The sequence below is a fragment of the Streptomyces sp. NBC_00224 genome (genome assembly GCF_041435195.1).
In the GTDB taxonomy this organism is placed as follows: domain Bacteria; phylum Actinomycetota; class Actinomycetes; order Streptomycetales; family Streptomycetaceae; genus Streptomyces.
Map to the genome: position 1 here is coordinate 5,595,251 of NZ_CP108106.1, position 25,559 is coordinate 5,620,809.

Consider the following 25,559-nt stretch of genomic DNA (forward strand, 5'->3'; position numbering starts at 1 on the left):
TCTCCCGCCCCGGGGGCCGGGGAGCACCGAGCCGGACCTTGACGTGAAGAGATAGCCGGAACTAGGGGCAACCCCCCACCACCTGCTGTTCTAAACGGAGATCGCCATGACCCGCACTCCCGTGAATGTCACCGTCACCGGCGCGGCCGGACAGATCGGCTACGCGCTGCTCTTCCGTATCGCCTCCGGTCACCTGCTCGGCGCGGACGTGCCGGTCAACCTCCGTCTCCTGGAGATCCCGCAGGGCCTGAAGGCCGCCGAGGGCACCGCCATGGAGCTCGACGACTGCGCCTTCCCGCTGCTGCGCGGCATCGAGATCACCGACGACCCGAACGTCGCGTTCGACGGCGCCAACGTGGCGCTGCTCGTCGGCGCCCGTCCGCGGACGAAGGGCATGGAGCGCGGCGACCTGCTCTCCGCCAACGGCGGCATCTTCAAGCCGCAGGGCAAGGCCATCAACGACAACGCCGCGGACGACATCAAGGTCCTCGTCGTCGGCAACCCGGCCAACACCAACGCCCTCATCGCGCAGGCGGCGGCCCCGGACGTGCCGGCCGAGCGCTTCACCGCGATGACCCGTCTGGACCACAACCGGGCGATCTCGCAGCTCGCGAAGAAGACCGGCGCGGCCGTCTCGGACATCAAGCGCCTGACGATCTGGGGCAACCACTCGGCCACCCAGTACCCGGACGTCTTCCACGCCGAGGTCGCCGGCAAGAACGCCGCCGAGCTCATCGGCGACGAGAAGTGGCTGGCCGACACCTTCATCCCGACCGTCGCCAAGCGCGGCGCCGCGATCATCGAGGCCCGTGGCGCGTCCTCGGCCGCCTCGGCCGCGAACGCCGCCATCGACCACGTGTACACGTGGGTCAACGGCACCGCCGAGGGCGACTGGACCTCCATGGGCATCCCGTCGGACGGCTCCTACGGCGTCCCCGAGGGCCTCATCTCGTCCTTCCCGGTCACGGTCAAGGACGGCAAGTACGAGATCGTCCAGGGCCTGGAGATCAACGACTTCTCGCGCGCCCGCATCGACGCGTCGGTGCAGGAGCTCAAGGAAGAGCGCGACGCGGTCCGCGAGCTCGGTCTCATCTGAGCCCGGTCTGATCCGAGCCTCCGCTCGAACACAGCCGTAACGCTGTAAACACCACCCCCGGCAGCCTCAACAGGCGGCCGGGGGTGGTCTTTTTGGCGTACGACACGGAGGGTGCCCCTCCTCTACGCTGTGGCCTCCGTCACAGACAACTCGTCTGTGGGCATGGGGAGTTCGCTCATCGGGGGGACCGTTGACGCAGACCTACCTGCCGCAGCAGCCGGGCAGACCGGAGCCGGGCGGCCCGGCCGGTCCGAGGGCGCCCGGCACGAGCGAGGCCACCCGGCTGCTGTGTGCCGGCGCGTATCTCGACGGGGCCTTCCGCGACGCGGTCATCGACGAGCTGTACGTCCACGAGGAGCGCATCGCCGCCCCCTCGCTCGGCATCGACGCGGCGCGCGTGCTGGCGCACGCCCTGCGCGCCCGGCGCCTGGAGCTCGGCTGGTCCGCCGCCATCGTGCTGCTGTGGATCGTGGCCGTCCCGCTCACCCAGTGGCTGATCCTGCTCTACCTCCCGGCGTTCCTGCTGTTCACCCTGGCGGGCTGGATCCGGGGGCCCCTGGAGCGGCCGCTCTGGTACCGCAGGATCGCCGCCTGGTACGTGCGCTGGACCGGGTGGGCGTTCTACCTGTGGGCCCTGGTGATCCTCCTGGGCCCCGCCCTGGAGGGCGGTTCGGCCGGGCTCCCGGGGCTGTTCGGGCCCCTCGGCAGCCGTCCGTCGGGCGACGAGCGCATCCAGGCCTGGTGCGCGCTGGTGCTGCCGCTGCTGCTCGCGTGGGCGGTCGCCATGCAGCGCGGCCAGTTCGCCAAGTCGCTCACCGAGGAGCTGTCCAGACCCCGGTTCCCGGGGCTCGACGCCGACCCGGCCGAGGCGGCGGACGGCGTCCGCTTCCGGCGCCTGTCCCGCCGCATCCGCGCCGAGCAGCACGCGCCGCTGGTGCTCTACCGCGTCGCCAACCCGTTCTGCGGCGCCGGACGGCCGTACGAGCCGTGGTCCCTCTCCGTCGAGCTGCGGCCCGGAAAGGACCGGGAGCCGGACCCGCTCGACAACAGCGCGATCCTGCGCCGGATCGTCCCGCTCCTGGAGGCGCTGCGCGTCCCGTCCCCGCACGGCTCGCCGGAGCTCGCCGACGCGGTCCGCGACCGGCTGCGGGACCTGGAGCTCGACGAGATCGTGTTCCTGCCGGTCGTCGGGCTGCCGACCCGCGCCGACGCCCCGTACACCGCCCGCGCCTTCGAGGAGCACCGCGCGCACGCGATCGAGGAGGGCGGCGAGACCCGGCGGCACTTCCTGCGGATCCGGGTCGGCGGCTGGGGCGAGGAGATCGTCACCACGGTCTTCGTGCGGGTCCACACCCAGGGCGGGATGCTGATGCTGGAGGTCGCCCCGCACGTGCTGCGCCCGGTGAAGCAGCTGTACCAGGACGCCGACCGGGTCGCCCACCGCTACCGGCACAACAACCGCTTCGGCAAGGCCGCCTGGGCGATGGGGCACACCCCGGCCGCCGCCGGGCGCGCGGTGCTCACGCTGTGGCGCGGGGCTGTGTCGCTGTGGCGGCTGGCCACCGGAGGGCACGGCCGGGCGCTGCCGGAGGGTCCGGTCCGGGCGGTGCGCGAGCTCGGCTCCGACAACGACGCCTCGCTCTTCCAGGAGATGGACGTCAGCCGCTATCTGAAGTCGATTCAGGACCGGGTGAACAACGGGGTGCGGCTCGCGCTCCAGGAGGCGGGCTGGGAGACGGACGAGTTCGTCCAGAAGATCGTCAACGTCGCCGAGGGGGCGACGTTCATCGAGACCGCCAAGGGAGCCATCGCCATCGGCAACCGCAACACGGTGGTCAACCGAACGGGCAGAGCGGGAACGGGAGGCGGCCGTGGCGACGGATGACGGACAGGGGAAGCGGCGGAGCGGGATCAGCATCGGCAGTGTGGTGGGCGCGATGGCCATCGGCGACCACAACACCGTGACCAACCAGCAGGGCGGCGCGCCGGCCGACCCAGCGCAGGCCGAACTCCTCGAAGCCATCCGGGAGTTGCGCACCGACCTCGCCCGGGTCGTCGAGGGCGAGCGCACCCGGGCACTCGACGGCGCGGCGGCCGACGCGGAGGCCGAGATCGCCTCGGCGGGCGCGGCGAGCCCGGGGCGCCTGGCCCGGCTGCGCCAGGCGCTCGCCGACGCGGAGGGCCTCACCGGCGTCCTCGCCTCGGCGGCCGCCGTCGGCCGGACGGTCGCCACGCTCCTGGGCGGCTGAGCCATGAGCGCACGCCGTGGCGGGGGCGCCCACTGGAACGACGAGACGCAGAGCTGGGAGCAGGGCGGACCCCCGCCGCGCCGGGGCGCCGGATCGGCTCCCCGGCCACCGGACCCGCCCGCCGCCCCGCCCTCGTCGCCGCCGATGTTCGGGGCGCCGGGGTCGCCACAGCCCCCGCCGCCGGAGCCGCCGGGGTCCGCGCCGGCCTGGCTGAGCCCGGGGTCCGGGCCGTCGCCGGGCGCGTACCACGAGGCGGAGACCCAGGGGGCGTACGAGCTGCCGCGCGATCCGGCGCACCCGCCCCCGTACGCGCCACTGGACCCGGGGCGGCGCAGGCAGCGGGCGATCGTCGCGGCGGTCGCGGCCGCCGTCCTCGCGGGCGGTCTGGCCGGCGGCTGGCTGATGTGGGGCAGGGACGACGGCTCCGGGAGCGGGGGAGTGGCGGGTGCCTCGTCCTCCGCGTCGGCGGGGACCGACCCCTCCGGGACACCGACGGACAGCCCGACGGACACACCCACCGACACGGCCACGGACACGCCCACCGACAGCGCGTCGCCCGGGACGGGCGCCGCCGCCGTGCCGGACGGCTTCCGCCAGGTGGAGGACCCGCTCGGCTGGAGCGTCGCCGTACCGGCCACCTGGACCCGTACCGAGGAGCGCGGCAGCGCCCTCTACCGCTCGCCCGACGAGCGGTATCTGCTCCAGATGTTCCGGCTGACGGAACCGGGGATCACCCCGTACGAGGCGCTGCGCATCACCTCGGACAATCTCGCCGCCCAGCGCGGGTACCAGCAGATCTCGCTGCGCCGGATGGCCGAGGTGACCACCACGGACGCGGCCGAGCTGGTCTACGCGTACAACCGCACCGTCCAGACCGACCGCATCCAGGGCATCGCCCGCTCCTTCGTCGCCGGGAACGGGGTGCCGTACACGGTGCTGGTGTACGGCCCCGACGAGGACTGGCCCGCCCAGCTCGGCGTCCTGAACGCGGTGCTCGGCACGTTCACGCCGGACTGAGAGCGGGCGGGCCCCCGGGCTCAGCCGGTGCGCAGCTGCTCCGCGACCTCCCGTACCGCCTTCATCGCGCGGCGCTGCAGGAGCGGCCCGAACGTGATGCGGGCGGCGCCCAGTTCGCCCAGGCGGCGCGGGGTCGGGCCGTCCGCGAGCGCGACCTGGTTGACCGGGGCGGGCACGGCGGCGGCGATCTTCGGCAGATGGTCGGCGGGCGCCCCGTACGGGTAGACGCAGTCGGCGCCCGCCGCCACGTACGCGCGCGCCCGCGCGATCGTCGCGTCCAGGTCGGTGACGCCCTCGATGTACGTGTCCACGCGCGCGTTGATGAAGAGCCGGTCCCCGGCCTCCGCGCGCACCTCCGCCAGCCAGTCGGCGTGGCGCGCCGGGTCCTTGAGGGCGCCGCCGGCCGAGTCCTCCAGGTTGCAGCCGACCGCGCCGGTGTCGAGCAGCCGGGCCACCAGCTCCTTGGGGGTCAGGCCGTAGCCGCCCTCGACATCCGCCGAGACGGGCACGGAGACGGCCCGGACGATCCGGGCGACCGCCGCGAACATCTCGTCCCCGGGCGTCTCGCCGTCCGCGTAGCCCAGCGACGCGGCGACCCCCGCGCTCGGCGTGGCGAGCGCGGGGAAGCCCGCCTCCTCGAAGACCCGGGCGCTGGCCGCGTCCCACGGGCCGGGCAGGATCAGGGGGTCGCCCGGGGCGCGCCCGTGGTGCAGGGCGCGGAAGGAGGCGACGGGGGTCAGCTGTGCCATTCGGTCTCTCCGGGTGCGGTGCGCCGGGCCACCATCAGCCGGTTCCAGCTGTTGATGGCGGTGATCGCGGCGATCAGGTGGGCCAGTTGGGTCTCGTCGAAGTGCTTGGCCGCCAGCTCGTACAGCTCGTCGGGAACGAAACCGTCGGTCAGAACCGTTATGCCCTCGGTGAGGGCGAGGGCCGCACGCTCGCGTTCGCTGAAGCGGTCGCCCGCCTCCCGCCAGGCCGCGACGAGATCGAGCCGTCCCTCGGTCTCGCCGTGGTCGCGCGCGAGGTCGAGGTGCATGTCGAGGCAGAACGCGCAGTGGTTGAGCTGCGAGGCGCGGACCATGACCAGCTCCGTCAGGGTCGGGTCGAGCGCCTTCTTGGCGGCCGCGCTCACGCCCGCGAGCGCCCGGTAGACCTCCTGCGGAACCTGCCAGGCGCGCGCCGTCACTTGTACATCCCCGGGGTGTAGTGGCCCGGGGTCATCCGGGTGGAGACGCCGATGCGGTTCCAGGCGTTGATCACCGTGATGGCGGCGATCAGATGGCCCAGCTCGGTCGCGTCGAACTGCGCGGCGGCCTTCGCGTACACCTCGTCCGGCACGAAGCCGTCGGTGAGGACGGTGATCGCCTCGGTCAGCTCGATCGCCGCCAGCTCCTTCTCGGTGTAGAAGTGCTGCGACTCGCCCCAGGCGTTGAGCTGCACGATGCGCTCGACCGACTCGCCCGCCGCGAGCGCGTCCTTGGTGTGCATGTCGAGGCAGAACGCGCAGTGGTTGAGCTGCGAGGCACGGATCTTGACCAGCTCGTGGATCACCGGGTCCACCCCGCGCCCGGCCGCGGCCTCCAGCTTGACCATGGCCTTGTAGACCTCGGGGGCGGCCTTGGCCCAGTGCAGCCGGGGGGACTGCTCGGCCGCGTAAGGCGCGTCCTTGCTCTCGTCGCTCTCGCTCACCGTGTTCCCGTTCGTCGTCATGGAAGTGACGGTACGCGGCACATGTCACACGGGTATGGTCCATTTTCATGGTGGAATCCTGGGCCACTTCCTCCGGAACTCTGGCCGAAGTCTTCGGTGTCGACCTCCATGTGGAGGTGGGCGCGGGCGGGCTGCGCGCCGGCCTCATGGACGCGCTGCGCGAAGCCGTACGCGGCGGCCGGCTGGCCCCCGGCGCCCGGCTGCCCTCGTCGCGCTCGCTCGCAGCGGACCTGGGCGTCGCGCGCAACACGGTGGCCGACGCGTACGCCGAACTCGTCGCCGAGGGCTGGCTCACCGCCCGCCAGGGCTCCGGGACCCGGGTCGCCCAGCGGACCGCGCCGCGCCGCCCCCAGCCGTCCGGGCCCCGGCACCCGGCGCGCCGCACCCCCGCGTACAGCCTGATCGCGGGCAGCCCCGACCTGGCGTCCTTTCCGCGCGCCGAGTGGCTGAAGGCGTCCCGGCGGGCGCTGACGGCCGCGCCCCACGAGGCCTTCGGCTACGGCGACCCGCGCGGCCGCATCGAGCTGCGCACGGTGCTGGCCGACTATCTGGCGCGGGCGCGCGGGGTCCACGCGGACCCCGAGCGGATCGTCGTCTGCGCGGGCTTCGTGCACGGCCTGATGCTGCTCGGGCGGGTGCTGCGGGTGTGCCGGGTCCGCGAGATCGGCGTCGAGTCGTACGGCCTCGATGTGCACCGGGACCTGCTGGCGCGGGCGGGCCTGCGCACCCCGCCACTGCCGTTCGACGAACACGGCACGCTGACGGGCGAGTTGGGGGAGTCGAAGGGCCTGGGGGCGGTTCTCCTCACCCCCGCGCACCAATTCCCCGTCGGGGTCGCGCTGCCGCCGGAGCGGCGCGCCGCGGTCGTCGACTGGGCGCGGGCCACGGACGGGCTGATCCTGGAGGACGACTACGACGGCGAGTTCCGCTACGACCGCCAGCCCGTCGGCGCGCTCCAGGGCCTCGACCCCGAGCACGTCGTCTACCTCGGCACGGCCAGCAAGTCGCTCGCGCCCGGGCTGCGGCTGGCGTGGATGGTGCTGCCCGAACGGCTGGCGGGGGAGGTGGCGGAGGCGAAGGGGGACGTGGACTGGTCGTGCGGCGCGCTCGACCAGCTCACCCTCGCCGAATTCATCGCCTCGGGCGCGTACGACCGCCATGTGCGGGGGATGCGGCTGCGCTACCGGCGCCGGCGCGACCAGTTGGTGGCGGCGCTGGCCGAGCGGGCGCCGGAGGTCCGCGTCAGCGGGATCGCGGCGGGCCTGCACGCGGTCCTGGAGCTGCCTCCGGGCACCGAGCGCGCGGTGATCCAGGCCGCGGCCTGGCAGGGCCTGGCCCTCCAGGGCCTCTCCGCCTTCCGCCACCCCCGCACACCGGCGGCCCGGGACGCGCTGGTGGTGGGGTATGCGGCGCCGGCGGACAGTGGGTGGGCGGGGGCGCTGGATGCGCTGTGCAGGGTGTTGCCGTAGGCCTTCGGGGGCGGCGATTCGGCTGCGGGTTCGGTGGGGCTGGTCGCGCAGTTCCCCGCGCCCCTTAGGTAACTCCGGCTGCTCCGCCGTGCGAGGGGCCCGGGCACTTTCAGCCTCTCCGGCGTTTGAGGAGCGGGGTCCGGGGCGGAGCCCCGAAGCGGGGTGCAGGGGCCGCAGGCCCCGCAAAAGGGGGTCCGGGGGCGCAGCCCCCGGGAAACGAGCCTCCACCCCCCACCCACCCCCGGAGGGTTTAGGGAAGGGGCGGGGAGGGGCCACCTACACCGCCCCCTCCCCCGGCGCCTCCCCGAACCGCGCCAGCGCCAGCGCCCCCGTGACCGCCACCGCGAACCCCGTGATCGCCAACCACCCCAGCCCGGACCGCGTGTGGTCACCCAGCCACCTCACCCCCACCAGCGCGGGCCCGATCGTCTCGCCGAGCACCATCCCGGCCGTCGCCGTCGTCACCGAACCCCGCTGGAGCGCAGACGTCAGCAGCAAGAAGGCCGCGCCCCCGCCCAGCAGCAGCGCGTACAACGCCGGATTGGCGAGGTCGAAGGAGTCGATGAGCCGCACCGCGACCTCGACCACCCCGAACCCGCACCCCGCCCCGAGCCCGAGCACCAGCGCCCGCGCCCGTCCCGGCAGCCGCCCGGCGACCGCCCCGGCCAGCAGGATCGCGGCCGCGACGGCGAGCAGCGCCCAGGGCAGCGCGGCGGGCCCGTCCTCGTGGCCCTCCTTGCCGGAGGCGAGCCCCAGCATCGCGAGCCCGGCGCAGACGACCCCGACGGCCGCCCACTCCGTACCGGAGAGCCGTACCGCCAGCACCCGCGCCGCGACCACCGCCGTCACCGCGAGCGACGCGGCGAGCGCCGCCCCGACCGCGTAGATCGGGACCGCCCGCAGCGCCACGATCTGGAGGACGAACCCGAGGCCGTCGAGGCCGAGCCCGGCGACGTAGCGCCACTGACGCACGGCCCGGAGCAGCAGCGCGGGGTCGACCCCGGCGTCCCGGGTGGTTTCGCTTCCCGAAGCGGCCCGGGCCGCGACGGCCTGCAGAACGGTCGCGGTGCCGTAGCAGACCGCCGAACCCAGCGCGCAGATCATCCCAAAGAGCACAGACGGACTGTAATGGAAGGGAGTTCAGGGGGCGCGGGCGAGCGGATTCCGTTTCCTGGATGGCCGGGAACTAGGGTGTGGCCGGTTCACGTCCCAGACATACGTACGAGATCACGAGGGGGAGGCCCACACATGCGCAGATTCCGGTCCACAACGGTGGTGCTCGGCGGTATGGGGGTGCTCGCCGCCACGCTGACGGCGTGCTCCCACGAGCCGGACCGCCGCTGCGTCGACCCCGTCTCGCACAAGGAGCTCCCGAAGTACGAGTGCAAGAGCGGCGGCCACGGCTCGTACTACTACGGCGGCTACTCCCGCAACGGCGCGGTCTACGGCGGCTCTTTCAACAGGTCCGGCTCGGGTTCCTCCGGCTCCTCCGGCACCTCGGGTTCGTCCACCTCCTCCGGCTCCTCCGGCGGCGTCGACCGGGGCGGCTTCGGCGGCCACTCCGGCTCGGGCGGCGGCTGACCGATGCAGCGCCACCGCATCGACCCGCGCCCCGGCTGGCAGCAGACCGTCGAGGCCCAGGGCCTGATCTACCCACTGACCCGCTACCCGGACGACTCGCTGCGCCCGTACTGGGACGAGAGCGCGTACTACTCCTTCACGCTCCCCGAGGTCGAGGCGCTGGAGGAGGTCGTCGAGGAGCTGCACGGGATGTGCCTCGCGGCGGCCGCGCACATCGTCGAGCGGAACCGTTTCGCGGACCTCGGCATCACCGACCCGGCGCTCGCCGCCCGGGTGGCCGAGTCCTGGCACCGCCGCTCCGAACTCCCGTCCATATACGCCCGCTTCGACCTGCGGTACGACGGTACGGGCCCGGCCAAGATGCTGGAGTACAACGCCGACACCCCCACCTCGCTGGTCGAGGCGGCGAGCCCGCAGTGGTTCTGGATGGAGGAGCGCTTCCCCGGCGCCGACCAGTGGAACTCGCTCCACGAACGCCTGATCGCCGCCTGGAAGCGGCAGGCCCCGCTGCTCCCGCCGGGCCCGCTCCACTTCGCCCACTCGGACGACGACGAGCTCGGCGAGGACCTGATGACCGTCGCGTATCTGCGCGAGACGGCGGAGCAGGCGGGCATCGAGACGGCGGCCCTGTCGGTGGAACGGATCGGCTGGGACAGCCTGACCGGCCGCTTCGTCGACGACCGCCTCCGGTTCATCCGCAGCTGCTTCAAGCTCTACCCGTGGGAGTGGCTGACCACGGACCGGTTCGCCCCGCAGGTCCTGGAGACCCTGGACAACGGCGGCGGCACCGGCAGCACCTGCTGGATCGAGCCCGCCTGGAAGATGCTGCTCTCCAACAAGGCGCTGCTCGCGATCCTCTGGGAGCTGTTCCCCGGCCACCCGAACCTGCTCCCGGCGTATCTGGACGGCCCGCGCGAGCTGGCCCGCACCGCCGGATACGTCTCCAAGCCGCTGCTCGGCCGGGAGGGCGCCGGGGTCGAGATCCACGCCCCGGGCGCGCCGCCCGTCCTGCGCGACGAACCCGCCTGCTACCAGGCCCTCTCCCCGCTCCCGGACTTCGACGGGAACCGGGTCGTCCTCGGCGCCTGGGTCGTCGAGGACGAGGCGGCGGGCCTGGGCATCCGCGAGTCCTCGGGCCCGATCACGGACGAGTACGCGCGGTTCATCCCGCACGTGATCCGCTAGCGGGGGCGGGGCCCTGCGGCCCTGCGGCTTCTTACTCCGCGATGTAGTCGCGCAGCGGCGCGGGCCTCAGCCCCGCCGCGTCGGCCGCCGCCAGCGCCCGCGTCAGATCGGCCGCCACCGTGTCGTTGAAGTGCAGCAGCACGATGTCCCCGGCCTTCAACTCCGGCGTCGGCGGCGTCCACTGCCCCCAGGTCGTGAGGTCGTACGTCCAGGTCACCAGGGCCTTGGACCCGCAGGCCCGGGCCGTGGTCCGGGTGGTGTCGTCGTACGTTCCGTACGGCGGACGGGCCAGCCGGGGCCCGTCCCCGAACTGCTTGAGGTGCGCGTCCCGCGCCCCGCACAGCTGCGCCCGCTGGCCCGCCGCGTCGAGCGTCGTCAGATCGGGGTGGTCGACCGTGTGGTTCTCGATCCGCGAGGGCCCGTGGTCGAGGAGCGTCCGGAAGTACCCGGCGTCGTACGAGTACGCCCCCGGCAGCACGAACAGCGAAGCCGGAACCTGCCGTTCGAGCAGCAGCCGCTGTGCGGCCGGGTCGTGGTTCCAGCCGTCGTCGATCGTGATGAAGACGACCGGCTTGTCGGTCTGGACGTGGGTGACGACGGGCACCGGCTCGGGCCAGTCCGCCCGCGCGGGCCCGGCCGGCCCGGCGAGCACCAGCAGAGGAACGAGCAGGGCGAACGCGGCGCGGGCCACGGAGGCGACGCGCGCTGTGCGGGGTCTCGGCATGGCGGCATCATTGGTCTGGACCATCAATCTTGTCAACGGTCCTGCCGCAGAAGCCGGTTGCGCCGGTGACCGGCCGAGCCCCCGCACAGCCCGCCCGGGCCTACTCCTGCGCCAGCACCGCCCGCAGCTGGTCGAGCCCCCAGTCCAGGTCCTCCTTGCTGATCACCAGGGGCGGGGCGATCCGGATCGTCGAGCCATGGGTGTCCTTGACCAGGACGCCCCGGTCCATCAGCTGCTCGGAGATCTGCCGGCCCGTCCCGTACGACGGGTTGATGTCGACGCCCGCCCACAGGCCGCGCCCGCGCACCGCCTCGACCGCGCCGGTACCGGCCAGCAGGCCCAGCTCGTGGTGGAGGTGCTCACCGAGCTCGGTCGCCCGCTGCTGGTACTCACCGGTGCGCAGCATCGCGATGACCTCCAGGCCGACCGCACACGCCAGCGGGTTGCCGCCGAAGGTCGACCCGTGCTCGCCGGGGCGGAACACCCCGAGCACCTCCGCCGAGCCCACCACGGCCGAGACCGGCACGACCCCGCCGCCGAGCGCCTTGCCCAGCACATACAGATCGGGCACCACGTCCTCGTGCTCGCACGCGAACGTCTTCCCGGTCCGGCCGAGACCCGACTGGATCTCGTCCGCGATGAACAGCACGTTCCGCTCCTGCGTCAACTTCCGTACGCCCGGCAGATATCCGTGCGGCGGCACCAGCACCCCGGCCTCGCCCTGGATCGGTTCGAGCAGCACCGCCACGGTGTTCTCCGTGACGGCCGCCGAGAGCGCGGTCAGGTCCCCGTACGGCACGATCTCGAACCCCGGGGTGTACGGCCCGTAGTCCGCGCGGGCCTCCGGGTCCGTGGAGAAGCTGACGATCGTGGTCGTGCGCCCGTGGAAGTTGTTGGCGGCGACCACGATCTTCGCCATCCCGTCCGGCACCCCCTTGACCCGGTACCCCCACTTCCGGGCGGTCTTCACGGCCGTCTCGACAGCCTCCGCCCCGGTGTTCATGGGCAGCACCATCTCCTTGCCGCACAACTCGGCCAGCTGCCCGCAGAACTCGGCGAACCGGTCGTGGTGGAACGCCCTCGACGTCAGCGTCACTCTCTCCAGCTGGGCCTTGGCCGCGTCGATCAGCCTGCGGTTGCCGTGCCCGAAGTTCAGCGCCGAGTACCCGGCGAGCATGTCGAGGAAGCGGCGCCCCTCGACATCGGTCATCCACGCGCCCTCGGCCGTGGCGACGACGACGGGCAGCGGATGGTAGTTGTGCGCACTGTGAGCCTCGGCAGAGCGGATGGCGTCCGATGTAGTCGACACGGGGTCTCCGTTTCATCGTGCGGCGTGGGACGGGGGTAGCGTCCAGTTTCTATCGTCGCTCGGATGCTGGACGAGGAAACCTTGATTCCCGGCGCGCCCGTTAGGGTGGGTGGTACGTACGGCGACTGGCGAACGGGGAAGCGACCCCGGGGAAGCCGTGCGTGACATGCGCACGAGGTGCCGCCCGCCTGGGCACCCGGGACCACGACGGACCCCGGAGGATGCCATGAGCCTGCCCCTTTCCCACCCGGCCCTTTCCGCCACCGACCCCGAACTCGCCGCGCTCGTCGCCGCCGAGGAACGGCTGCAGTCGGACACCCTGCGGCTGATCCCCAGCGAGAACTACGTCTCGCAGGCCGTCCTCGAAGCCTCCGGCACGGTGCTGCAGAACAAGTACAGCGAGGGCTACTCGGGGCGCCGGTACTACGAGGGCCAGCAGAACATCGACCAGGTCGAGACGCTCGCCGTGGAGCGGGCGAAGACGCTGTTCGGCGTCGAGCACGCCAACGTCCAGCCCTACTCCGGCTCGCCCGCCAACCTCGCCGTCTACCTCGCCTTCGCCGAGCCCGGCGACACCGTGATGGGCATGGCCCTGCCGATGGGCGGCCACCTCACCCACGGCTGGGGCGTCTCCGCGACCGGCAAGTGGTTCCGCGGCGTCCAGTACGGCGTACGCCACGACACCGGCCTCATCGACTTCGACGAGGTGCGCGAACTCGCCCTCAAGGAACGGCCGAAGATCATTTTCTGTGGCGGCACCGCCCTGCCCCGCACCATCGACTTCGCGGCCTTCGCGGAGATCGCCCGGGAGGCGGGCTCCGTCCTGGTCGCCGACGTCGCGCACATCGCGGGCCTGATCGCGGGTGGCGCCCACCCGTCCCCGGTCCCGCACGCGGACGTCATCTCCACGACCACCCACAAGACCCTGCGCGGCCCGCGCGGCGCGATGCTCATGTCCCGTGAGCAGCACGCCAAGGCCATCGACAAGGCCGTCTTCCCCGGCCTCCAGGGCGGCCCGCACAACCAGACCACCGCCGCGATCGCCGTCGCCCTCCACGAGGCGGCCCAGCCCTCCTTCCGTGACTACGCCCAGGCCGTCGTCGCCAACGCCGGGGCCCTCGCCGAGCAGCTCCTCGCGCGCGGCTTCGACCTGGTCTCGGGCGGCACCGACAACCATCTGATCCTGATGGACCTCACCCCCAAGGACGTCCCGGGCAAGGTCGCCGCCAAGGCCCTCGACCGGGCCGGGATCGTCGTCAACTACAACACCGTCCCGTACGACCCGAGGAAGCCGTTCGACCCCTCGGGCATCCGGATCGGCACCCCCTCCCTCACCTCCCGCGGTCTCGGTACGCAGCACATGGCGGCCGTGGCCGAGTGGATCGACCGGGGCGTCACCGCGGCCCGCGCCGGCGACGAGGACGCCCTCGCGGTCATCCGCGCCGAGGTGGCCGAGCTGATGGCCGCGTTCCCGGCACCGGGCCTCCCGACGGACTAGGACCTGGCCGTCGGATCCGGGCGGCTTCGGCCCTAGCCGCCACCGCCCGGCGGCCCTAAGCACCACCGCCCCGGCGATCCGGCTCGGCCCGGCCGTCTCGGTCGTCTCCGCCGTCCATGTCTCGCAGCTCCTGGCGCGGTCCGTCGTCGCGGCTTCGCCAGGAGGCGGCGACCGTCGCCGGGAGCCGGGTCGCCCACGGGCGTATGAGCAGGGCCAGCGCGGCCCCGATGGTCAGACCCGGCAGGGCCCACCACCAGCCGGTCGCCGTCGAGTCGTCGGAGACGGACAGCCCGGCCCAGCCGGATCCCTCGTTCCGCGCGCTCTCGCTGCCCGACGCCTCAGCCGTCTCCTCCCGGGGCTCGGCCGGCGGTGTCGTCCACTCCTGTGGCGCCACCCCGGTCGAGCCGTTGCCGGTGACCGGGCCCATCACCCCCAGTTTCGTCAGCAGCGCCCGTAGTTCGGCGGGTCGCTGGGCGCGGTGCCAGTAGCCGTTGAAGGTGCGGGGGACGTCGGCCGCCGTATGTATCCAGACGGTGGTGGTGTCGTCGCTGGTGAAGACGCGGTCCAGCCGCCAGGGATTCATGTCGTGGACCATCCACGTCACATTGATCTGGCGGGACCGCATCGCCGCGTCCAGCGACGGCGGGCGCTCCTTCTGGCCCTGGTTCGGCTCGCCGAGCAGGACCATGAGGGTCGAGTAGTCCGTGTCCGAGTGGTAGCGCGCGGCCGTCTGCCTGCTCTCCGGCGACACGATCAGCACGCTGGTCGGGCCGCCCGCGTGTGCGGCCGGTGCGAAGAGCAGCCCCAGTGCCCCAGCCACGGCGAGGGACAGGATCCCCCGCACCACGGCCCCGCCGCGCCTCCGCCTGCCCGGGCAGCAGCCCCGGCCCCGCCGTGCCCACTCGCTGGGCCTTCGCACCGCCGAGCCCCGGCCCCGTACCGCCGCGACGCCTGCTCCTTCTCCTGCTCTTGCCCTTGTGCCTGTCCCCGCCCCTGCCCGTACTCCTCGCCACCGCATGGGATCCCCCAGCCGACCCCGGTACGGGCCCTCCGTACCGCGTCACTTCTGGTACACCGGCCGAGGCGTCGGGGTTCCCGGTTTCAGGGGGTGGAATCCGCGGAATCCGCGATCTCCTGCGCCCGGGACTTCGAGGACACGCCCTCAAGGCGCAGGGTCAGCTCGCCGTGCGCCTGCCAGACCAGCGTCGGGCCCGCGGTCCGCACCACCGGCGCGTACGCCCGCCCGTCCGGGTTCTGCAGGAGCATCCGCAGCTCATGGGTCTCCCCGAACCACAGCGCCGAGTCCTGGCCGTGCACCCGGGCCGATTCCCAGGGCACCGGGGTCGTCTTGTAGAAGAGCGGGGAGATCGTCGCCCGGAACTCGTCGATCCGGATCGTCCGGCCGCCGGTCGGGTGCCAGCACACCGACAGGATCCGGCGGTCCGCCGAGACCGAGGCGCCCGCAGGCTTGCCCAGCGCCGACGGCAGCAGCGGATCGAACCCGGCCCGCGCCGCCGCCTCCCGCACCGAGAGCGGTCCCGTCCCGTCCGTGCACCCCGGCACCTCGCCGCCGGGCGATCCGGCGCGCGACGCCGTGGGGTCGACCCGGGCGGCCACGCCGCCGAAGCCGAACCAGTCGGCCACCGCCGCCCGGACCGGGGGAGTGAGTACGAGTATCACCAGCAGGCCCGAGAGCGCGGCCGCGAGGGCGCGCCGGCGGCGCCGGGCCCAGGCGCGGGCCCGTGCCCATCGCCCCGGCGGCTCGGCCACCGGCACCGGCACGTGCTCCGCGAGGATCCTGGCCAGCACCCGCTCAGCCATCGACTCGCCGTCCACATCGGGCACGCGGATGCCGCGGCCCAGCGCCCGCAGTTCCTCCGGCAGCGACGCACCACCAGTGGCGTCGCCGTCCTCGCGACGGCCGTCGTCGCCCTCACTCATGCTTCTCCCCACCTCCTCCCAGGACGTCCGGTGGCAGGATCCGGCCCAGCTTCCGCAGCGCCCGGTTGAGCCGGGACTTCACCGTGCCGCGCGCCCAGCCCAGCGCGGCCGCTGTCTCCGCCTCGTCCATCTCCAGGAGATAGCGGCAGGTCACGACCTGGCGGTGCTCCTCGCTCAGCTCGTCGAGCGCGGCCGTGAGCTGTGCCCGGCGCTCCTCCTCGACCGCGGCGACCGCCGGGTCCGCCGATTCCGGTATCAACGGTTCGGCCTCCGTCAGCGCCGCCTCCCGGCCCGTGGCGGCGCGGTGGCGGGCCGAGGAGCGCACTGTGTTCCTCGTCTCATTCACCACGATCCGTATCAGCCAGGGCCGGAACGGGGAGCCGTCCCGGAAGCGGCCCAGAGTGCAGTACGCCTTGAAGAACGCGGACTGCACCACGTCCTCCGCGTCCGCCCCCGCGCCGAACGCCGCCGCCACCCGCAGGGCCGGGGCCGTGTGGGCGCGCACCAGCTCGGCGTACGCCTCCGCCTCCCCGGCGCGTACGCGTGCGATCACCGCGGCCTCGTCGACGTCGATCCGGCCCCCCTCCCGCGTCCTCACACCTCAGATACACCGCCCGCCCCGGATCGGTTCCCACCTGTTCCGGACAAGCTTCCGGAGCCTGTGCGGACCCGTTCGTGTGGCGCCCTCGATGCGGTCCACGACCCGGCCCTCGATCCGGTCCTCGACCCGGTCCACGAGCCGTTCGTGGGTTCGTCCCGGGTCCCGTGCGCCGGTTCGTATCCACAACCGTTTCCGAGCTGTCGGCGCCACCTGAGAGAATGATGTGCATGGCCTCTGATCGCCCGCCCGTCGCCCACCACCACCCTCAAGGGAATGGCTTCGCCATGCAGCATCGCCCGCGAGTGCTCTCCGGAATCCAGCCCACCGCAGGCTCGTTCCACCTCGGCAACTACCTCGGCGCGGTCCGCCAGTGGGTGGCGCTGCAGGAGTCCCACGACGCGTTCTACATGGTCGTGGACCTGCATGCGATCACCGTTCCGCAGGACCCGAAGGAGCTGCGCGCCAACACGCGGCTCGCCGCGGCGCAGCTGCTCGCCGCCGGGCTCGACCCGGAGCGCTGCACGCTCTTCGTGCAGAGCCACGTGCCGGAGCACGCCCAGCTCGCCTGGGTCATGAACTGCCTGGCGGGCTTCGGCGAGGCGTCCCGTATGACGCAGTTCAAGGACAAGTCGGCGAAGCAGGGCGCCGACCGCGCCACCGTCGGCCTCTTCACGTACCCGATCCTCCAGGTCGCGGACATCCTGCTCTACCAGGCCAACGAGGTCCCGGTCGGCGAGGACCAGCGCCAGCACGTCGAGCTCACCCGTGACCTGGCCGAGCGGTTCAACGGCCGGTTCGGGGAGACGTTCAGGATCCCGGCGCCGTACATCCTCAAGGAGACGGCGAAGATCTACGACCTGCAGGACCCGTCGATCAAGATGAGCAAGTCGGCGTCCACGCCGAAGGGCCTGATCAACCTGCTCGACGAGCCGAAGACCACGGCCAAGAAGGTCAAGAGCGCGGTCACCGACACGGACACGGTGATCAAGTACGACGCCGTGAACAAGCCGGGCGTCTCCAACCTGCTGACCATCTACTCCACCCTCACCGGCAAGACGATCGCCGAGCTGGAGACGGAGTACGAGGGCAAGATGTACGGGGCGCTGAAGACGGACCTCGCCGAGGTGATGGTGGAGTTCGTCACGCCGTTCCGGGACCGGACGCAGGAATATCTGGACGACCCCGAGACGCTGGACTCTGTCCTGGCCAAGGGTGCGGAGAAGGCGCGGGCGGTCGCCGCCGAGACGCTGGCCACGGCATATGAGCGGGTCGGGTTCCTGCCCGCCAAGCACTGAGCAGCACCGAGGCGCGGGGCGTGAGGGCGCGCGGCACGCGCGCGTGGCACGCGCCCCGGGTCGTGCCACGGGCCGTGTGACCTGTGGCCCGGCCAAGGGCTCTGGTCAGAACGGCGGCGCGCCCGCCACACTGCACACTGACGGACACAGACGTACCCGGACAACGACGGAGGAGAACGACGTGGGGACCGTAACGCTCGGCGTTTCGATCGCGGTCCCGGAGCCGTACGGCAGCCTGCTCCAGGAGCGGCGGGCGGGCTTCGGGGATCCCGCCGCGTACGGGATTCCCACGCATGTCACCCTCCTTCCGCCGACCGAGGTCGACGCGGGCTGCCTGCCCGCGATCCGGGCGCATCTGGCCGAGGTCGCGGCGGCCGGGCGGGCCTTTCCGATGCGGCTGTCCGGGACCGGGACGTTCCGGCCGCTGTCGCCGGTGGTGTTCGTGCAGGTCGTCGAGGGCGGGGCGGACTGTGCGTGGCTGCAGCAGCGGGTGCGGGACGAGGCCGGGCCGCTCGTGCGCGAGCTGCACTTTCCGTACCACCCGCATGTGACGGTGGCGCACGGGATCTCCGAGGAGGGGATGGACCGGGCGTTCGCCGAGCTGGCGGGGTTCGAGGCGGAGTGGACGTGTGGGGGGTTCGCTCTGTACGAGCAGGGTGTGGACGGGGTGTGGCGGAAGCTGTACGAGTACGGATTCGGGCTGAGCGGGGTGCCGGTTCAGGGGGGATCGCGGGACGAGCCGTCTGTGCGGGCCTGAGGGTTTCCCCACCCCGCCCCTTCCCTTAACCCTCCGGGGGTGGGTGGGGATGAAGGTGGTTTCCCGGGGGCTTCGCCCCCGGACCCCCGTTTGCGGGGGCTCCGCCCCCTGCACCCCTGGCGGGGCTGCGCCCCTGCCCCCGCATACCGGGTAGCCCTACACCGGCAGCCGTCTGAAAATCGGGCGCGGCACATGCCTCAGTGCCGACATCACCACCCTCAGCGTTCCCGGGACCCACACCACCTCCGACCGTCTTCTCAGGCCCGTCTCGATGGCCTCCGCCACTGCCTCCGGTGTCGTGGCCAGGGGGGCCTCCGGGAGGCCCAGGGTCATCTTGGTGCGGACGAAGCCGGGGCGGACCACCATGACGTGGACGCCTGAGCCGTGGAGGGCGTCGCCCAGGCCCTGGGCGAAGGCGTCCAGGCCCGCCTTGCTGGAGCCGTAGATGAAGTTGGCGCGGCGGGCGCGTTCGCCCGCTACCGAGGAGAGGACCACCAGGGAGCCGTGGCCCTGGGTCTGCAGGGCCTTCGCGCAGATCAGGGACGCCGAGACCGCGCCCGTGTAGTTGGTCTGGGCGACCCGTACCGCCGCCAGGGGCGCGCCCTCGTCCCGTACCTGGTCGCCCAGGATCCCGAACGCCAGCAGGACCATGTCGATGTCGCCCTGGGCGAAGACCTTGCCCAGGGCCGTCTCGTGCGACGCCGCGTCCAGCGCGTCGAAGGCGAGGGTGTGCACGTCCGCGCCGAGCTCGCGCAGCTCCGCCGCGGCCGCGTCCAGCGCGGGGGACGGGCGGCCGGCCAGCCAGACCGTACGGGTGCGGCGGGCCACCAGGCGGCGCGCCGTGGCCAGGCCGATCTCGGAGGTGCCGCCCAGGACCAGCAGGGACTGGGGGGTGCCGAATGCGTCCTTCATCTCGTAACTCCTCAGTAAAGGGGGGCCGTTAGAGGTTTAGGCGGCGGGAGAGGTCCGAGGTGAAGACCCCTTCTGGGTCCAATGTGCGGCGCAGAGCGCGGAAATCGGGGAGTCGGGGATACATGCCCTCCAGTACCTCCGGGCGCACCCTCGCGTCCTTCGCCAGGTAGACGCGGCCGCCCGCGCCCGCCACCTCCTCGTCCAGCTCGTCCAGGAAGCCGCCCAGGCCCGGCAGGCCCGCCGGGATGTCCAGGGCCAGGGTCCAGCCGGGGAGCGGGAAGGAGAGCCAGCCGGGGTCGGCCTCGCCGAAGCGCTTGAGGACCGCCAGGAAGGACGGGCAGCCCCGGTGCGCGATCCGGCGCACCACGCGGCGCAGGGCTTCCTCCTGGCCGTGGCCGACCACGAACTGGTACTGGACGAAGCCGCCCCTGCCGTAGACCCGGTTCCAGTGCGGGACGCCGTCCAGGGGGTGGAAGAACTTGGGGATGGGCTGGAGTTCGGCCGTGCGGAGTTTCGGTGATGTTCGGTACCAGAGTTCGTTGAACGCCGATACCGAGGTCCGGGTGAGCAGGCGCTCGGGGAGGTGGCGCGGCATGGGAGGCAGGTGGGGCGCGTTGAAGCGCAGAGGGGTGCGACGGGCGCGCGGGGACAGCGCGTCCAGCGGGGCGTGGTCGCCCCTCGTCAGGACCGCGCGGCCCGTCCTGGCGCCCCGGGCCAGCAGGTCGATCCACGCCACCGAGTAGCGGTAGCGGTGGTCCGTCGCCGACAGTCGCGCCATCAAGTCGTCCAGGTCCGCCGCCCGTTCCGTGTCCACCGACATCAAGGACGTCTGTACGGGGTGGAGTTGGAGCTCGGCCGAGAGGATCACCCCGGTCAGGCCCATTCCGCCCGCCGTCGCCCGGAAGAGTTCGTCGGTGGGCTTCAGCGTGCGGACCTCGCCGTCCGCCGTCAGCAGGTCGAGCGCGCGGACATGGCGCGAGAACGCGCCCGAGCCGTGATGGTTCTTGCCGTGGATGTCCGCGCCGATCGCGCCGCCGACCGTGACGTACCGCGTCCCGGGCGTCACCGGCACGAACCAGCCCAGCGGCAGCAGGACTTCCATCAGGCGGTGCAGGCTGACGCCCGCCTCGCAGACCACCACGCCCGCCTCGGCGTCGATCGTGCGGACGTGGTCGAGGCCGGTCATGTCCAGGACGGCGCCGCCCGCGTTCTGCGCCGCGTCGCCGTACGCCCGGCCCAGGCCCCGTGCGATGGACCCGCGCGTCCCGCCCGCGAGGACCGCGGCCACCGCCTCCTCGTACGTACGCGGGCGGACCAGCCGGGCGGCCGTCGGGGCGGTGCGGCCCCAGCCGGTCACGGGGGTGGGGGGAGTGGCGGCAGGCATGGGAGCGACCGTAACGGTGGTTCTGTTCTCTGTGCGGTGTTATGCCCTATTCATTGTGATACTCACCGAAATGGGTGATTGAGTGAGTGTCAAGCGGCATTGACGCGCATCTGGCGTCGCCGCCGGGGAGAGTCGCGTACGGCTGACGGCCGATCGGCGGGACTGTCTCACGGAACTGGGGTGGCGGATGCGGTACTCCGACGCGGACCACCGGCTGCTGTCGGCGCTGCGCGACTGCGGGGCGCAGCCACGGGTGGCCGCCGTCGCCCGCGCGTTCTCGCTCGCCGGGGAGCACGGGGCGGTGTGGCTGGCGGGCGGGGCGCTCGCCGCCGCCGTCGACCGGGAGCGGCGCCGGGGCTGGCTGCGCGGGGCGGCCCTGGTCGGGGCCGCGCAGCTGGCCAGCATGGGTGTGAAGCGGGTGGTGCGGCGGCCCCGGCCGCGACTGGCCGCCCTGGAGCCGCTGGTGCGCACCGCCGGGCGGCACTCGTTCCCCAGCTCGCACGCCACCTCGGCGGCCGCGGCGGCCGTCGCGTACGGCGCACTGCGGCCCGCCGGGGCGCGGCTCGTGCCGCCGCTCGCGGCCGCGATGTGTGTGTCCCGGCTGGTGGCCGGCGTCCACTACCCCTCGGACGTGCTGGTCGGAGCCCTCCTCGGCGGGGTCACGGCCCGGCTGGGGGCGGGGTGGATGGGCCGCCCGCAAGCCCTGGGCCGCCCGCAAGCCCTGGGCCGCCCGCAAGCCCTGGGCCGCCCGGAACCCCTGGGCCGCCCGCAGTCCTTGGGGCACCCGCAATCCCCGGTCCGTCCACACCCCCCGGCGGGGGCCGCGCTCCGGCCGACCGGGCGGCCCGCCCCCCTCGGAGCCCCCTCATGACCCGCCCCGGGCTCGTCGTCCTCGAAGAGCGGGTGGCCCGGCACCCGGGGCGGCGCGCGCTCGGGGTGCCCGGCGGTGTGCTCAGGACCGCGCGGCCCCGGCAGTGGATCAAGAACGTGCTCGTGGCCGCCGCGCCCGCCGCCGCCGGGCAACTGGACTCGCGTCACACCCTGCACCAACTCGCCCTGGTCTTCGTGCTGTTCACGGCCGCCGCCTCCGCCGTGTACCTCGTCAACGACGCGCGCGACGCCGTCGCCGACCGCGCGCATCCGCAGAAGTGCCACCGCCCGGTCGCCACCGGGCAGGTGCCGGTGCCGGTCGCGTACGCCGTCGGGGGGCTGCTCGCGCTGCTCGCCCCGATCGGCGCGGCCCTCACCTGCAACGCCATGACGGCGGCCCTGCTCACCGGTTACGTGGTGATGCAGCTCGCCTACTGCGTCAAGCTCAAGCACGTCCTCGTCGTCGACCTCGTCGTCGTCACCGCCGGGTTCCTGATGCGGGCCATGATCGGCGGGGTCGCGCTCGCGATCCCGCTCTCGCGCTGGTTCCTGATCACCGCCGGGTTCGGCGCGCTGTTCATGGTCGCGGCCAAGCGGTACTCCGAAGCCGTCCAGATGGAGGGGCGCGGCGGCGCGACCCGGGCGCTCCTCGACGCGTACACCACCGGCTATCTGCGGTTCGTCTGGCAGCTCGCGGCCGGCGTCGCGGTCCTCGCGTACTGCATGTGGGCGCTGGAGAGCGGCGGCGTCGCGGGCGGCTCGCTGCTGCCGTGGCGGCAGTTGTCGATGGTCCCGTTCATCGGCGGGATCCTGCGGTACGCCGTGTTCGCCGACCGGGGGAGCGCGGGCGCCCCCGAGGATGTGGTCCTGCACGACCGGGCCCTGCTGGTCATCGGTCTGGTGTGGGTCGCGCTGTACGGGCTCGCGGTGGCCGACCTGTGAGGCGTGCCGCGGGGGCGGGAACGCGGGCGCGCGGGGCGCGCGGAGGCGTGCGCCGGGCCGAGCTCGTCGGCTTCGCGCTGGCCGGGATCTGCGCGTACGCCGTCGACCTCGGCCTCTTCGTCTGGCTGCGGTCGGGCCTGGCGTGGGACCCGGTCACCGCCAAGTGCCTCTCCTTCGCGGCGGGGTGCACCGTCGCGTACCTCGGCAACGCCTTCGGTACGTACCGGGGCAGCCGGGCCGGGGGCCGCGAGTACGCCGTGTTCTTCGCGGTGAACCTCGCGGGCGCGCTGGTGCAGCTGCTCTGTCTGACCGTCACGCACTACGGCCTCGGTTTCACCTCGCCGCGCGCCGACACGCTCTCGGGCGCGGTGTTCGGCATGGCGCTCGCCACCGGCTTGCGCTTTTGGGGGACACGGACGCTTGTCTTCCGTGGTGAGGAGGGTACTCGGACGTCATGGACTGGCTGAAAAATCTTCCCGTCGTCGGGCCCTGGGTGGTCCGGCTGATGCGGACGCACGCCTGGCGTTCGTACGAGAGGCTCGACCGGGTGCGCTGGTCCCGGCTCGCCGCCGCGATCACCTTCATCAGCTTCCTCGCGCTGTTCCCGCTGCTCACGGTGAGCGCGGCGATCGCCGCCGCCGTGCTCACCCCGGGCCGCGTAGAGAAGCTCCAGAAGAACCTCACCGAGCAGGTCCCCGGCATCTCCGACCAGCTCGACCTCCAGGACCTGACCCGCAACGCGGGCACGATCGGGGTGGTCGCCGGGGCGCTGCTGCTGTTCACCGGCATCGGCTGGATCGGCGCGATGCGCGGCTGTCTGCGGGCGGTGTGGGACCGGGACGACGAGGAGGACGGGAACCCGTTCCTGCGGATGCTCAAGGACGGCGGGGTGCTGGTCGGCCTCGGCGGCGCGGGGCTCGCCTCGTTCGCCGCGTCCTCGATCGGCTCGACGGCCGTCGGCTGGACCGCCGACCAGCTGGGCATCGACGAGAACGGCGTCGGCCGGGTGTTCCTGCGGATCGTGGCGATCGCGGTGGCGGCCGCCGCCGACTTCCTGGTCCTGATGTACGTACTGACCCTGCTGCCCGGGGTCTCCCCGCCGCGCCGCCATCTGGTGACCGCCGGGATCATCGGCGCGGTGGGGTTCGAGCTGCTGAAGCTGCTGCTCGGCGGCTATATGCAGGGGGTCGCCGGCAAGAGCATGTACGGGGCTTTCGGGGTGCCCATCGCGCTGCTGCTGTGGATCAACTTCACCGCGAAGCTGCTGCTGTTCTGCGCCGCCTGGACGGCCACCCCGGCCAAGGCGGACGACCCCGAGCTCACCGCTTCCGGCGCACCAGCTCCGGCAGGGGCCAGCGCCGATTGAGCAGGAACACCCCGGCGGCGACGACCAGGAGCGCGCCGCCCGCGATGGCGAGCGCGGTGCCGATGCCGCCGGCGCCGGGCCCCTTGCGGGCGGTGACCGCCGCCTTGGCGGTGTCGCGGGCGGTGCCGTCCGCAGAGGGCTGCGAGCCCTGCGGGGCGCCGGTCGAGGCCGCCGACCTGGGCGCGACCAGCTCGCCCACCGGGGTGACCTTGCCGGCCGCCGTGAAGCCCCAGTCGAGGAGGCGGCCCGCCTCCTTGTAGACGGCCTGGCCCTCGGAGGAGTCCGGGTTCATCACGGTGACGAGCAGCACCCGGCCGTCGCGCTCGGCGACGCCGGTGAAGGTCGCGCCCGCGTTGGTGGTGTTGCCGTTCTTGACGCCCGCGATGCCCTTGTACGGGATGAGGCCGTTGTCGCCGGTGAGCAGCCGGTTGGTGTTCTGGATCTCGAAGTAGTCCCGCTCGTTGTTCTTGCCCGCGGCGCCGGGGAACTTGGCGGAGGCGGTGGAGCAGTACTCGCGGAAGTCCTTCTTCTGCAGGCCCGAGCGGGCGAACAGGGTGAGGTCGTACGCGCTGGAGACCTGGCCGGGTGCGTCGTAGCCGTCCGGCGAGACCACGTGGGTGTCGAGCGCCTGGAGGTCGTCGGCGTGTGCCTGCATGTCCTGGACGGTCTTGGGCACGCCGCCGTTCATCGCCGACAGGACGTGCACGGCGTCGTTGCCGGAGCGCAGGAAGACGCCGAGCCACAGGTCGTGCACGGTGTACGGCTGGTTCTCCTTGACCCCGACCAGGCTGCTGCCCTCGCCGACGCCGTCGAGGTCGGCCGGGCTGACCTGGTGCACGTCGGTCTTGGGGAACTTCGGCAGCACGGTGTCCGCGAAGAGCATCTTCAGGGTGGAGGCCGGGGGCAGCCGCCAGTGCGCGTTGTGCGAGGCGAGCACCTGGCCGTTCTCCGCGTCCGCGACGATCCACGAACGGCCCGTCAGCTCCATCGGCAGCACCGGCGCCCCCGGCCCGAGCTTCACCTGGGTGCCGGGCTGCCCGAGCAGCGCGCCGCCGACCTTCGACATGGCGGCCGGCGGCGGGTCGGGGTCCTTGCGGGTCTTCCCCGCCCTGCCGGGGTCGGTCGGCTTGCCGGGTTGGCCCTGGGTGCCCGGTTTGTCGTCGTTCGGCAGTGCCGACGCGGGCGCGGAGGCGAGCGCGGGCAGCAGCGCGGCGACGGCGACCGCCAGTGCGATTTTCGCGGGCTTCTTCACAGCAGACACGCACGAGAAATTACAGGTCCGGGGCGCCGATCCGAACACCGGAGGGGTGACCCGCCGGGAGCCGCCACCCGCCCGGCTGCGCCCGCTTCGCCCCGGTGATACTGAATCCATGAAGCTCAGCAACCGCGTCTCCTGGTTCCTGCTCGCGTTCGGAGCGTGGAGCTGGATCATCTGGATCACTTTCGTCAAGAACCTGTGGAAGGACGGCAGCGGGCTGGCCTTCGACGACGCGGGCGACCCGACGGCGTACTTCTGGGTGCACCTCACCCTCGCCGTCGTGTCCTTTCTCCTGGGGACGGGTGTCGGCCTCATCGGGTTCCGTTCCGTACGTCAACTGCGCGCGGAAGCCGACGGTTCCCGGGTCACGGACCGCTAACGACTAGGTGCGATCC

The 25,559-nt window shown here is 72.9% G+C and carries 26 protein-coding genes, 1 pseudogene and 1 riboswitch; of the genes and pseudogenes, 15 read left to right on the forward strand and 12 right to left on the reverse strand.

The features are described from left to right. The first annotated feature begins 106 nt into the window (after nt 1-106). From OG965_RS25010 to OG965_RS25025, 4 genes are all read left to right on the forward strand, one after another. A complete protein-coding gene (locus tag OG965_RS25010; RefSeq protein WP_371654290.1) occupies nt 107-1,096 on the forward strand; it encodes a malate dehydrogenase in 990 nt (329 codons plus the stop codon). Between the two features lie 190 nt (nt 1,097-1,286). Next, a complete protein-coding gene (locus OG965_RS25015; protein WP_371654291.1) occupies nt 1,287-2,981 on the forward strand; it encodes a hypothetical protein in 1,695 nt (564 codons plus the stop codon). Further along, nucleotides 2,968-3,345: a hypothetical protein gene (locus tag OG965_RS25020; RefSeq protein WP_371654292.1), complete on the forward strand. Its 378-nt coding sequence runs from the start codon at nt 2,968-2,970 to the stop codon at nt 3,343-3,345. The genes OG965_RS25015 and OG965_RS25020 overlap by 14 nt, the downstream gene beginning before the upstream one ends. 3 nt (nt 3,346-3,348) lie before the next feature. Continuing rightward, nucleotides 3,349-4,362: a hypothetical protein gene (locus OG965_RS25025; RefSeq protein ID WP_371654293.1), complete on the forward strand. Its 1,014-nt coding sequence runs from the start codon at nt 3,349-3,351 to the stop codon at nt 4,360-4,362. Between the two features lie 20 nt (nt 4,363-4,382). On the opposite strand, the gene OG965_RS25030 is transcribed toward OG965_RS25025, so the two are convergent. Genes OG965_RS25030 through OG965_RS25040 form a run of 3 tightly spaced genes read right to left on the reverse strand, consistent with a single transcriptional unit; the run spans nt 4,383 to nt 6,072 of the window. Further along, nucleotides 4,383-5,111, reverse strand: coding sequence for an isocitrate lyase/phosphoenolpyruvate mutase family protein (locus OG965_RS25030; RefSeq protein ID WP_371654294.1), 729 nt, complete (start codon nt 5,109-5,111; stop codon nt 4,383-4,385). Continuing rightward, the gene (locus OG965_RS25035; RefSeq protein ID WP_371654295.1) at nt 5,099-5,548 is read right to left on the reverse strand and encodes a carboxymuconolactone decarboxylase family protein; all 450 of its coding nucleotides are present in this window, start codon (nt 5,546-5,548) and stop codon (nt 5,099-5,101) included. The genes OG965_RS25030 and OG965_RS25035 overlap by 13 nt, the downstream gene beginning before the upstream one ends. Continuing rightward, nucleotides 5,545-6,072 carry a carboxymuconolactone decarboxylase family protein gene (locus OG965_RS25040; RefSeq protein WP_371654296.1) on the reverse strand — a complete coding sequence of 176 codons (528 nt, stop codon included), beginning with the start codon at nt 6,070-6,072 and terminating at the stop codon, nt 5,545-5,547. The genes OG965_RS25035 and OG965_RS25040 overlap by 4 nt, the downstream gene beginning before the upstream one ends. Nucleotides 6,073-6,119: 47 nt before the next feature. Between OG965_RS25040 and OG965_RS25045 the strand changes: the two genes are divergently transcribed. Then, nucleotides 6,120-7,541 carry a PLP-dependent aminotransferase family protein gene (locus tag OG965_RS25045; protein WP_371654297.1) on the forward strand — a complete coding sequence of 474 codons (1,422 nt, stop codon included), beginning with the start codon at nt 6,120-6,122 and terminating at the stop codon, nt 7,539-7,541. A 276-nt stretch (nt 7,542-7,817) separates the two neighbouring features. On the opposite strand, the gene OG965_RS25050 is transcribed toward OG965_RS25045, so the two are convergent. Continuing rightward, nucleotides 7,818-8,645, reverse strand: coding sequence for a hypothetical protein (locus OG965_RS25050; protein ID WP_371657049.1), 828 nt, complete (start codon nt 8,643-8,645; stop codon nt 7,818-7,820). Nucleotides 8,646-8,789: 144 nt separating this feature from the next. Between OG965_RS25050 and OG965_RS25055 the strand changes: the two genes are divergently transcribed. After that, complete coding sequence (locus OG965_RS25055; RefSeq protein ID WP_371654298.1) at nt 8,790-9,122, forward strand: hypothetical protein; 333 nt, start codon at nt 8,790-8,792, stop codon at nt 9,120-9,122. A 3-nt stretch (nt 9,123-9,125) separates the two neighbouring features. Further along, nucleotides 9,126-10,307, forward strand: a complete 1,182-nt coding sequence (locus OG965_RS25060; protein WP_371654299.1) for a glutathionylspermidine synthase family protein — start codon at nt 9,126-9,128, stop codon at nt 10,305-10,307. 31 nt (nt 10,308-10,338) lie between these two features. On the opposite strand, the gene OG965_RS25065 is transcribed toward OG965_RS25060, so the two are convergent. Further along, nucleotides 10,339-11,031 carry a polysaccharide deacetylase family protein gene (locus OG965_RS25065; protein ID WP_371654300.1) on the reverse strand — a complete coding sequence of 231 codons (693 nt, stop codon included), beginning with the start codon at nt 11,029-11,031 and terminating at the stop codon, nt 10,339-10,341. A gap of 100 nt (nt 11,032-11,131) precedes the next feature. Further along, on the reverse strand, nt 11,132-12,340 hold the full coding sequence (gene rocD, locus OG965_RS25070) for an ornithine--oxo-acid transaminase (RefSeq protein ID WP_371654301.1): 1,209 nt from the start codon (nt 12,338-12,340) through the stop codon (nt 11,132-11,134). A gap of 111 nt (nt 12,341-12,451) precedes the next feature. Then, a riboswitch (ZMP/ZTP riboswitch) is annotated at nt 12,452-12,541 on the forward strand. Nucleotides 12,542-12,566: 25 nt separating this feature from the next. On the opposite strand from rocD, the gene glyA reads away from it, so the two are divergent. Beyond that, complete coding sequence (gene glyA / locus OG965_RS25075; protein WP_371654302.1) at nt 12,567-13,838, forward strand: serine hydroxymethyltransferase; 1,272 nt, start codon at nt 12,567-12,569, stop codon at nt 13,836-13,838. A 55-nt stretch (nt 13,839-13,893) separates the two neighbouring features. Here glyA and OG965_RS25080 read toward each other — a convergent pair whose 3' ends face one another. The 3 genes from OG965_RS25080 to OG965_RS25090 all read right to left on the reverse strand — a co-directional run bounded on the left by OG965_RS25080 (nt 13,894) and on the right by OG965_RS25090 (nt 16,377). After that, nucleotides 13,894-14,658, reverse strand: a complete 765-nt coding sequence (locus OG965_RS25080) for a hypothetical protein (RefSeq protein ID WP_371654303.1) — start codon at nt 14,656-14,658, stop codon at nt 13,894-13,896. A 281-nt stretch (nt 14,659-14,939) separates the two neighbouring features. After that, a complete protein-coding gene (locus OG965_RS25085) occupies nt 14,940-15,779 on the reverse strand; it encodes a hypothetical protein (RefSeq protein WP_371654304.1) in 840 nt (279 codons plus the stop codon). After that, entirely contained in the window at nt 15,772-16,377 is a 606-nt protein-coding gene (locus OG965_RS25090) for an RNA polymerase sigma factor (RefSeq protein WP_371654305.1), read from the reverse strand. Before OG965_RS25090 ends, OG965_RS25085 begins: the two co-directional genes overlap by 8 nt. Before the next feature lie 287 nt (nt 16,378-16,664). On the opposite strand from OG965_RS25090, the gene trpS reads away from it, so the two are divergent. Both trpS and OG965_RS25100 read left to right on the forward strand, forming a co-directional pair. Beyond that, nucleotides 16,665-17,675 carry a tryptophan--tRNA ligase gene (trpS, locus tag OG965_RS25095; RefSeq protein WP_371654306.1) on the forward strand — a complete coding sequence of 337 codons (1,011 nt, stop codon included), beginning with the start codon at nt 16,665-16,667 and terminating at the stop codon, nt 17,673-17,675. Nucleotides 17,676-17,856: 181 nt separating this feature from the next. Then, nucleotides 17,857-18,432: a 2'-5' RNA ligase family protein gene (locus tag OG965_RS25100; protein ID WP_371654307.1), complete on the forward strand. Its 576-nt coding sequence runs from the start codon at nt 17,857-17,859 to the stop codon at nt 18,430-18,432. Nucleotides 18,433-18,588: 156 nt separating this feature from the next. Here OG965_RS25100 and OG965_RS25105 read toward each other — a convergent pair whose 3' ends face one another. Both OG965_RS25105 and OG965_RS25110 read right to left on the reverse strand, forming a co-directional pair. Continuing rightward, nucleotides 18,589-19,344, reverse strand: coding sequence for a decaprenylphospho-beta-D-erythro-pentofuranosid-2-ulose 2-reductase (locus OG965_RS25105; protein WP_371654308.1), 756 nt, complete (start codon nt 19,342-19,344; stop codon nt 18,589-18,591). 28 nt (nt 19,345-19,372) lie between these two features. Next, nucleotides 19,373-20,728, reverse strand: coding sequence for an FAD-binding protein (locus tag OG965_RS25110; protein WP_371654309.1), 1,356 nt, complete (start codon nt 20,726-20,728; stop codon nt 19,373-19,375). Between the two features lie 187 nt (nt 20,729-20,915). On the opposite strand from OG965_RS25110, the pseudogene OG965_RS25115 reads away from it, so the two are divergent. From OG965_RS25115 to OG965_RS25130, 4 genes and pseudogenes are all read left to right on the forward strand, one after another. Further along, nucleotides 20,916-21,416: pseudogene (locus OG965_RS25115) on the forward strand (phosphatase PAP2 family protein); the annotation flags it as partial. A gap of 179 nt (nt 21,417-21,595) precedes the next feature. Beyond that, on the forward strand, nt 21,596-22,540 hold the full coding sequence (locus tag OG965_RS25120) for a decaprenyl-phosphate phosphoribosyltransferase (RefSeq protein ID WP_371654310.1): 945 nt from the start codon (nt 21,596-21,598) through the stop codon (nt 22,538-22,540). Nucleotides 22,541-22,587: 47 nt separating this feature from the next. After that, nucleotides 22,588-23,007, forward strand: coding sequence for a GtrA family protein (locus OG965_RS25125; RefSeq protein ID WP_371654311.1), 420 nt, complete (start codon nt 22,588-22,590; stop codon nt 23,005-23,007). Further along, nucleotides 22,995-23,906 carry a YihY/virulence factor BrkB family protein gene (locus OG965_RS25130; RefSeq protein WP_371654312.1) on the forward strand — a complete coding sequence of 304 codons (912 nt, stop codon included), beginning with the start codon at nt 22,995-22,997 and terminating at the stop codon, nt 23,904-23,906. The genes OG965_RS25125 and OG965_RS25130 overlap by 13 nt, the downstream gene beginning before the upstream one ends. Here OG965_RS25130 and OG965_RS25135 read toward each other — a convergent pair. Next, nucleotides 23,860-25,167 (reverse strand): D-alanyl-D-alanine carboxypeptidase family protein, encoded by a 1,308-nt coding sequence (locus OG965_RS25135; RefSeq protein WP_371654313.1) that lies wholly within the window; start codon nt 25,165-25,167, stop codon nt 23,860-23,862. The genes OG965_RS25130 and OG965_RS25135 overlap by 47 nt on opposite strands. A 109-nt stretch (nt 25,168-25,276) precedes the next feature. Here OG965_RS25135 and OG965_RS25140 point away from each other — a divergent pair, with 109 nt between their 5' ends. Next, nucleotides 25,277-25,543, forward strand: coding sequence for an SCO4848 family membrane protein (locus OG965_RS25140; RefSeq protein ID WP_371654314.1), 267 nt, complete (start codon nt 25,277-25,279; stop codon nt 25,541-25,543). The last annotated feature ends 16 nt before the right edge of the window (nt 25,544-25,559 follow it).

Excerpts from the sequence above, each read along its gene's own strand:
- OG965_RS25130 (WP_371654312.1), top strand. The coding sequence starts at position 22,995 with ATGGACTGGCTGAAAAATCTTCCCGTCGTCGGGCCCTGGGTGGTCCGG.
- OG965_RS25025 (WP_371654293.1), top strand. The coding sequence starts at position 3,349 with ATGAGCGCACGCCGTGGCGGGGGCGCCCACTGGAACGACGAGACGCAG.
- OG965_RS25085 (WP_371654304.1), bottom strand. The coding sequence starts at position 15,779 with ATGAGTGAGGGCGACGACGGCCGTCGCGAGGACGGCGACGCCACTGGT.
- OG965_RS25040 (WP_371654296.1), bottom strand. The coding sequence starts at position 6,072 with ATGACGACGAACGGGAACACGGTGAGCGAGAGCGACGAGAGCAAGGAC.
- OG965_RS25050 (WP_371657049.1), bottom strand. The coding sequence starts at position 8,645 with ATGATCTGCGCGCTGGGTTCGGCGGTCTGCTACGGCACCGCGACCGTT.
- trpS (WP_371654306.1), top strand. The coding sequence starts at position 16,665 with ATGCAGCATCGCCCGCGAGTGCTCTCCGGAATCCAGCCCACCGCAGGC.
- OG965_RS25045 (WP_371654297.1), top strand. The coding sequence starts at position 6,120 with ATGGTGGAATCCTGGGCCACTTCCTCCGGAACTCTGGCCGAAGTCTTC.
- OG965_RS25105 (WP_371654308.1), bottom strand. The coding sequence starts at position 19,344 with ATGAAGGACGCATTCGGCACCCCCCAGTCCCTGCTGGTCCTGGGCGGC.
- OG965_RS25030 (WP_371654294.1), bottom strand. The coding sequence starts at position 5,111 with ATGGCACAGCTGACCCCCGTCGCCTCCTTCCGCGCCCTGCACCACGGG.
- OG965_RS25060 (WP_371654299.1), top strand. The coding sequence starts at position 9,126 with ATGCAGCGCCACCGCATCGACCCGCGCCCCGGCTGGCAGCAGACCGTC.
- OG965_RS25065 (WP_371654300.1), bottom strand. The coding sequence starts at position 11,031 with ATGCCGAGACCCCGCACAGCGCGCGTCGCCTCCGTGGCCCGCGCCGCG.
- OG965_RS25055 (WP_371654298.1), top strand. The coding sequence starts at position 8,790 with ATGCGCAGATTCCGGTCCACAACGGTGGTGCTCGGCGGTATGGGGGTG.
- OG965_RS25140 (WP_371654314.1), top strand. The coding sequence starts at position 25,277 with ATGAAGCTCAGCAACCGCGTCTCCTGGTTCCTGCTCGCGTTCGGAGCG.
- glyA (WP_371654302.1), top strand. The coding sequence starts at position 12,567 with ATGAGCCTGCCCCTTTCCCACCCGGCCCTTTCCGCCACCGACCCCGAA.
- OG965_RS25010 (WP_371654290.1), top strand. The coding sequence starts at position 107 with ATGACCCGCACTCCCGTGAATGTCACCGTCACCGGCGCGGCCGGACAG.
- OG965_RS25110 (WP_371654309.1), bottom strand. The coding sequence starts at position 20,728 with ATGCCTGCCGCCACTCCCCCCACCCCCGTGACCGGCTGGGGCCGCACC.
- OG965_RS25120 (WP_371654310.1), top strand. The coding sequence starts at position 21,596 with ATGACCCGCCCCGGGCTCGTCGTCCTCGAAGAGCGGGTGGCCCGGCAC.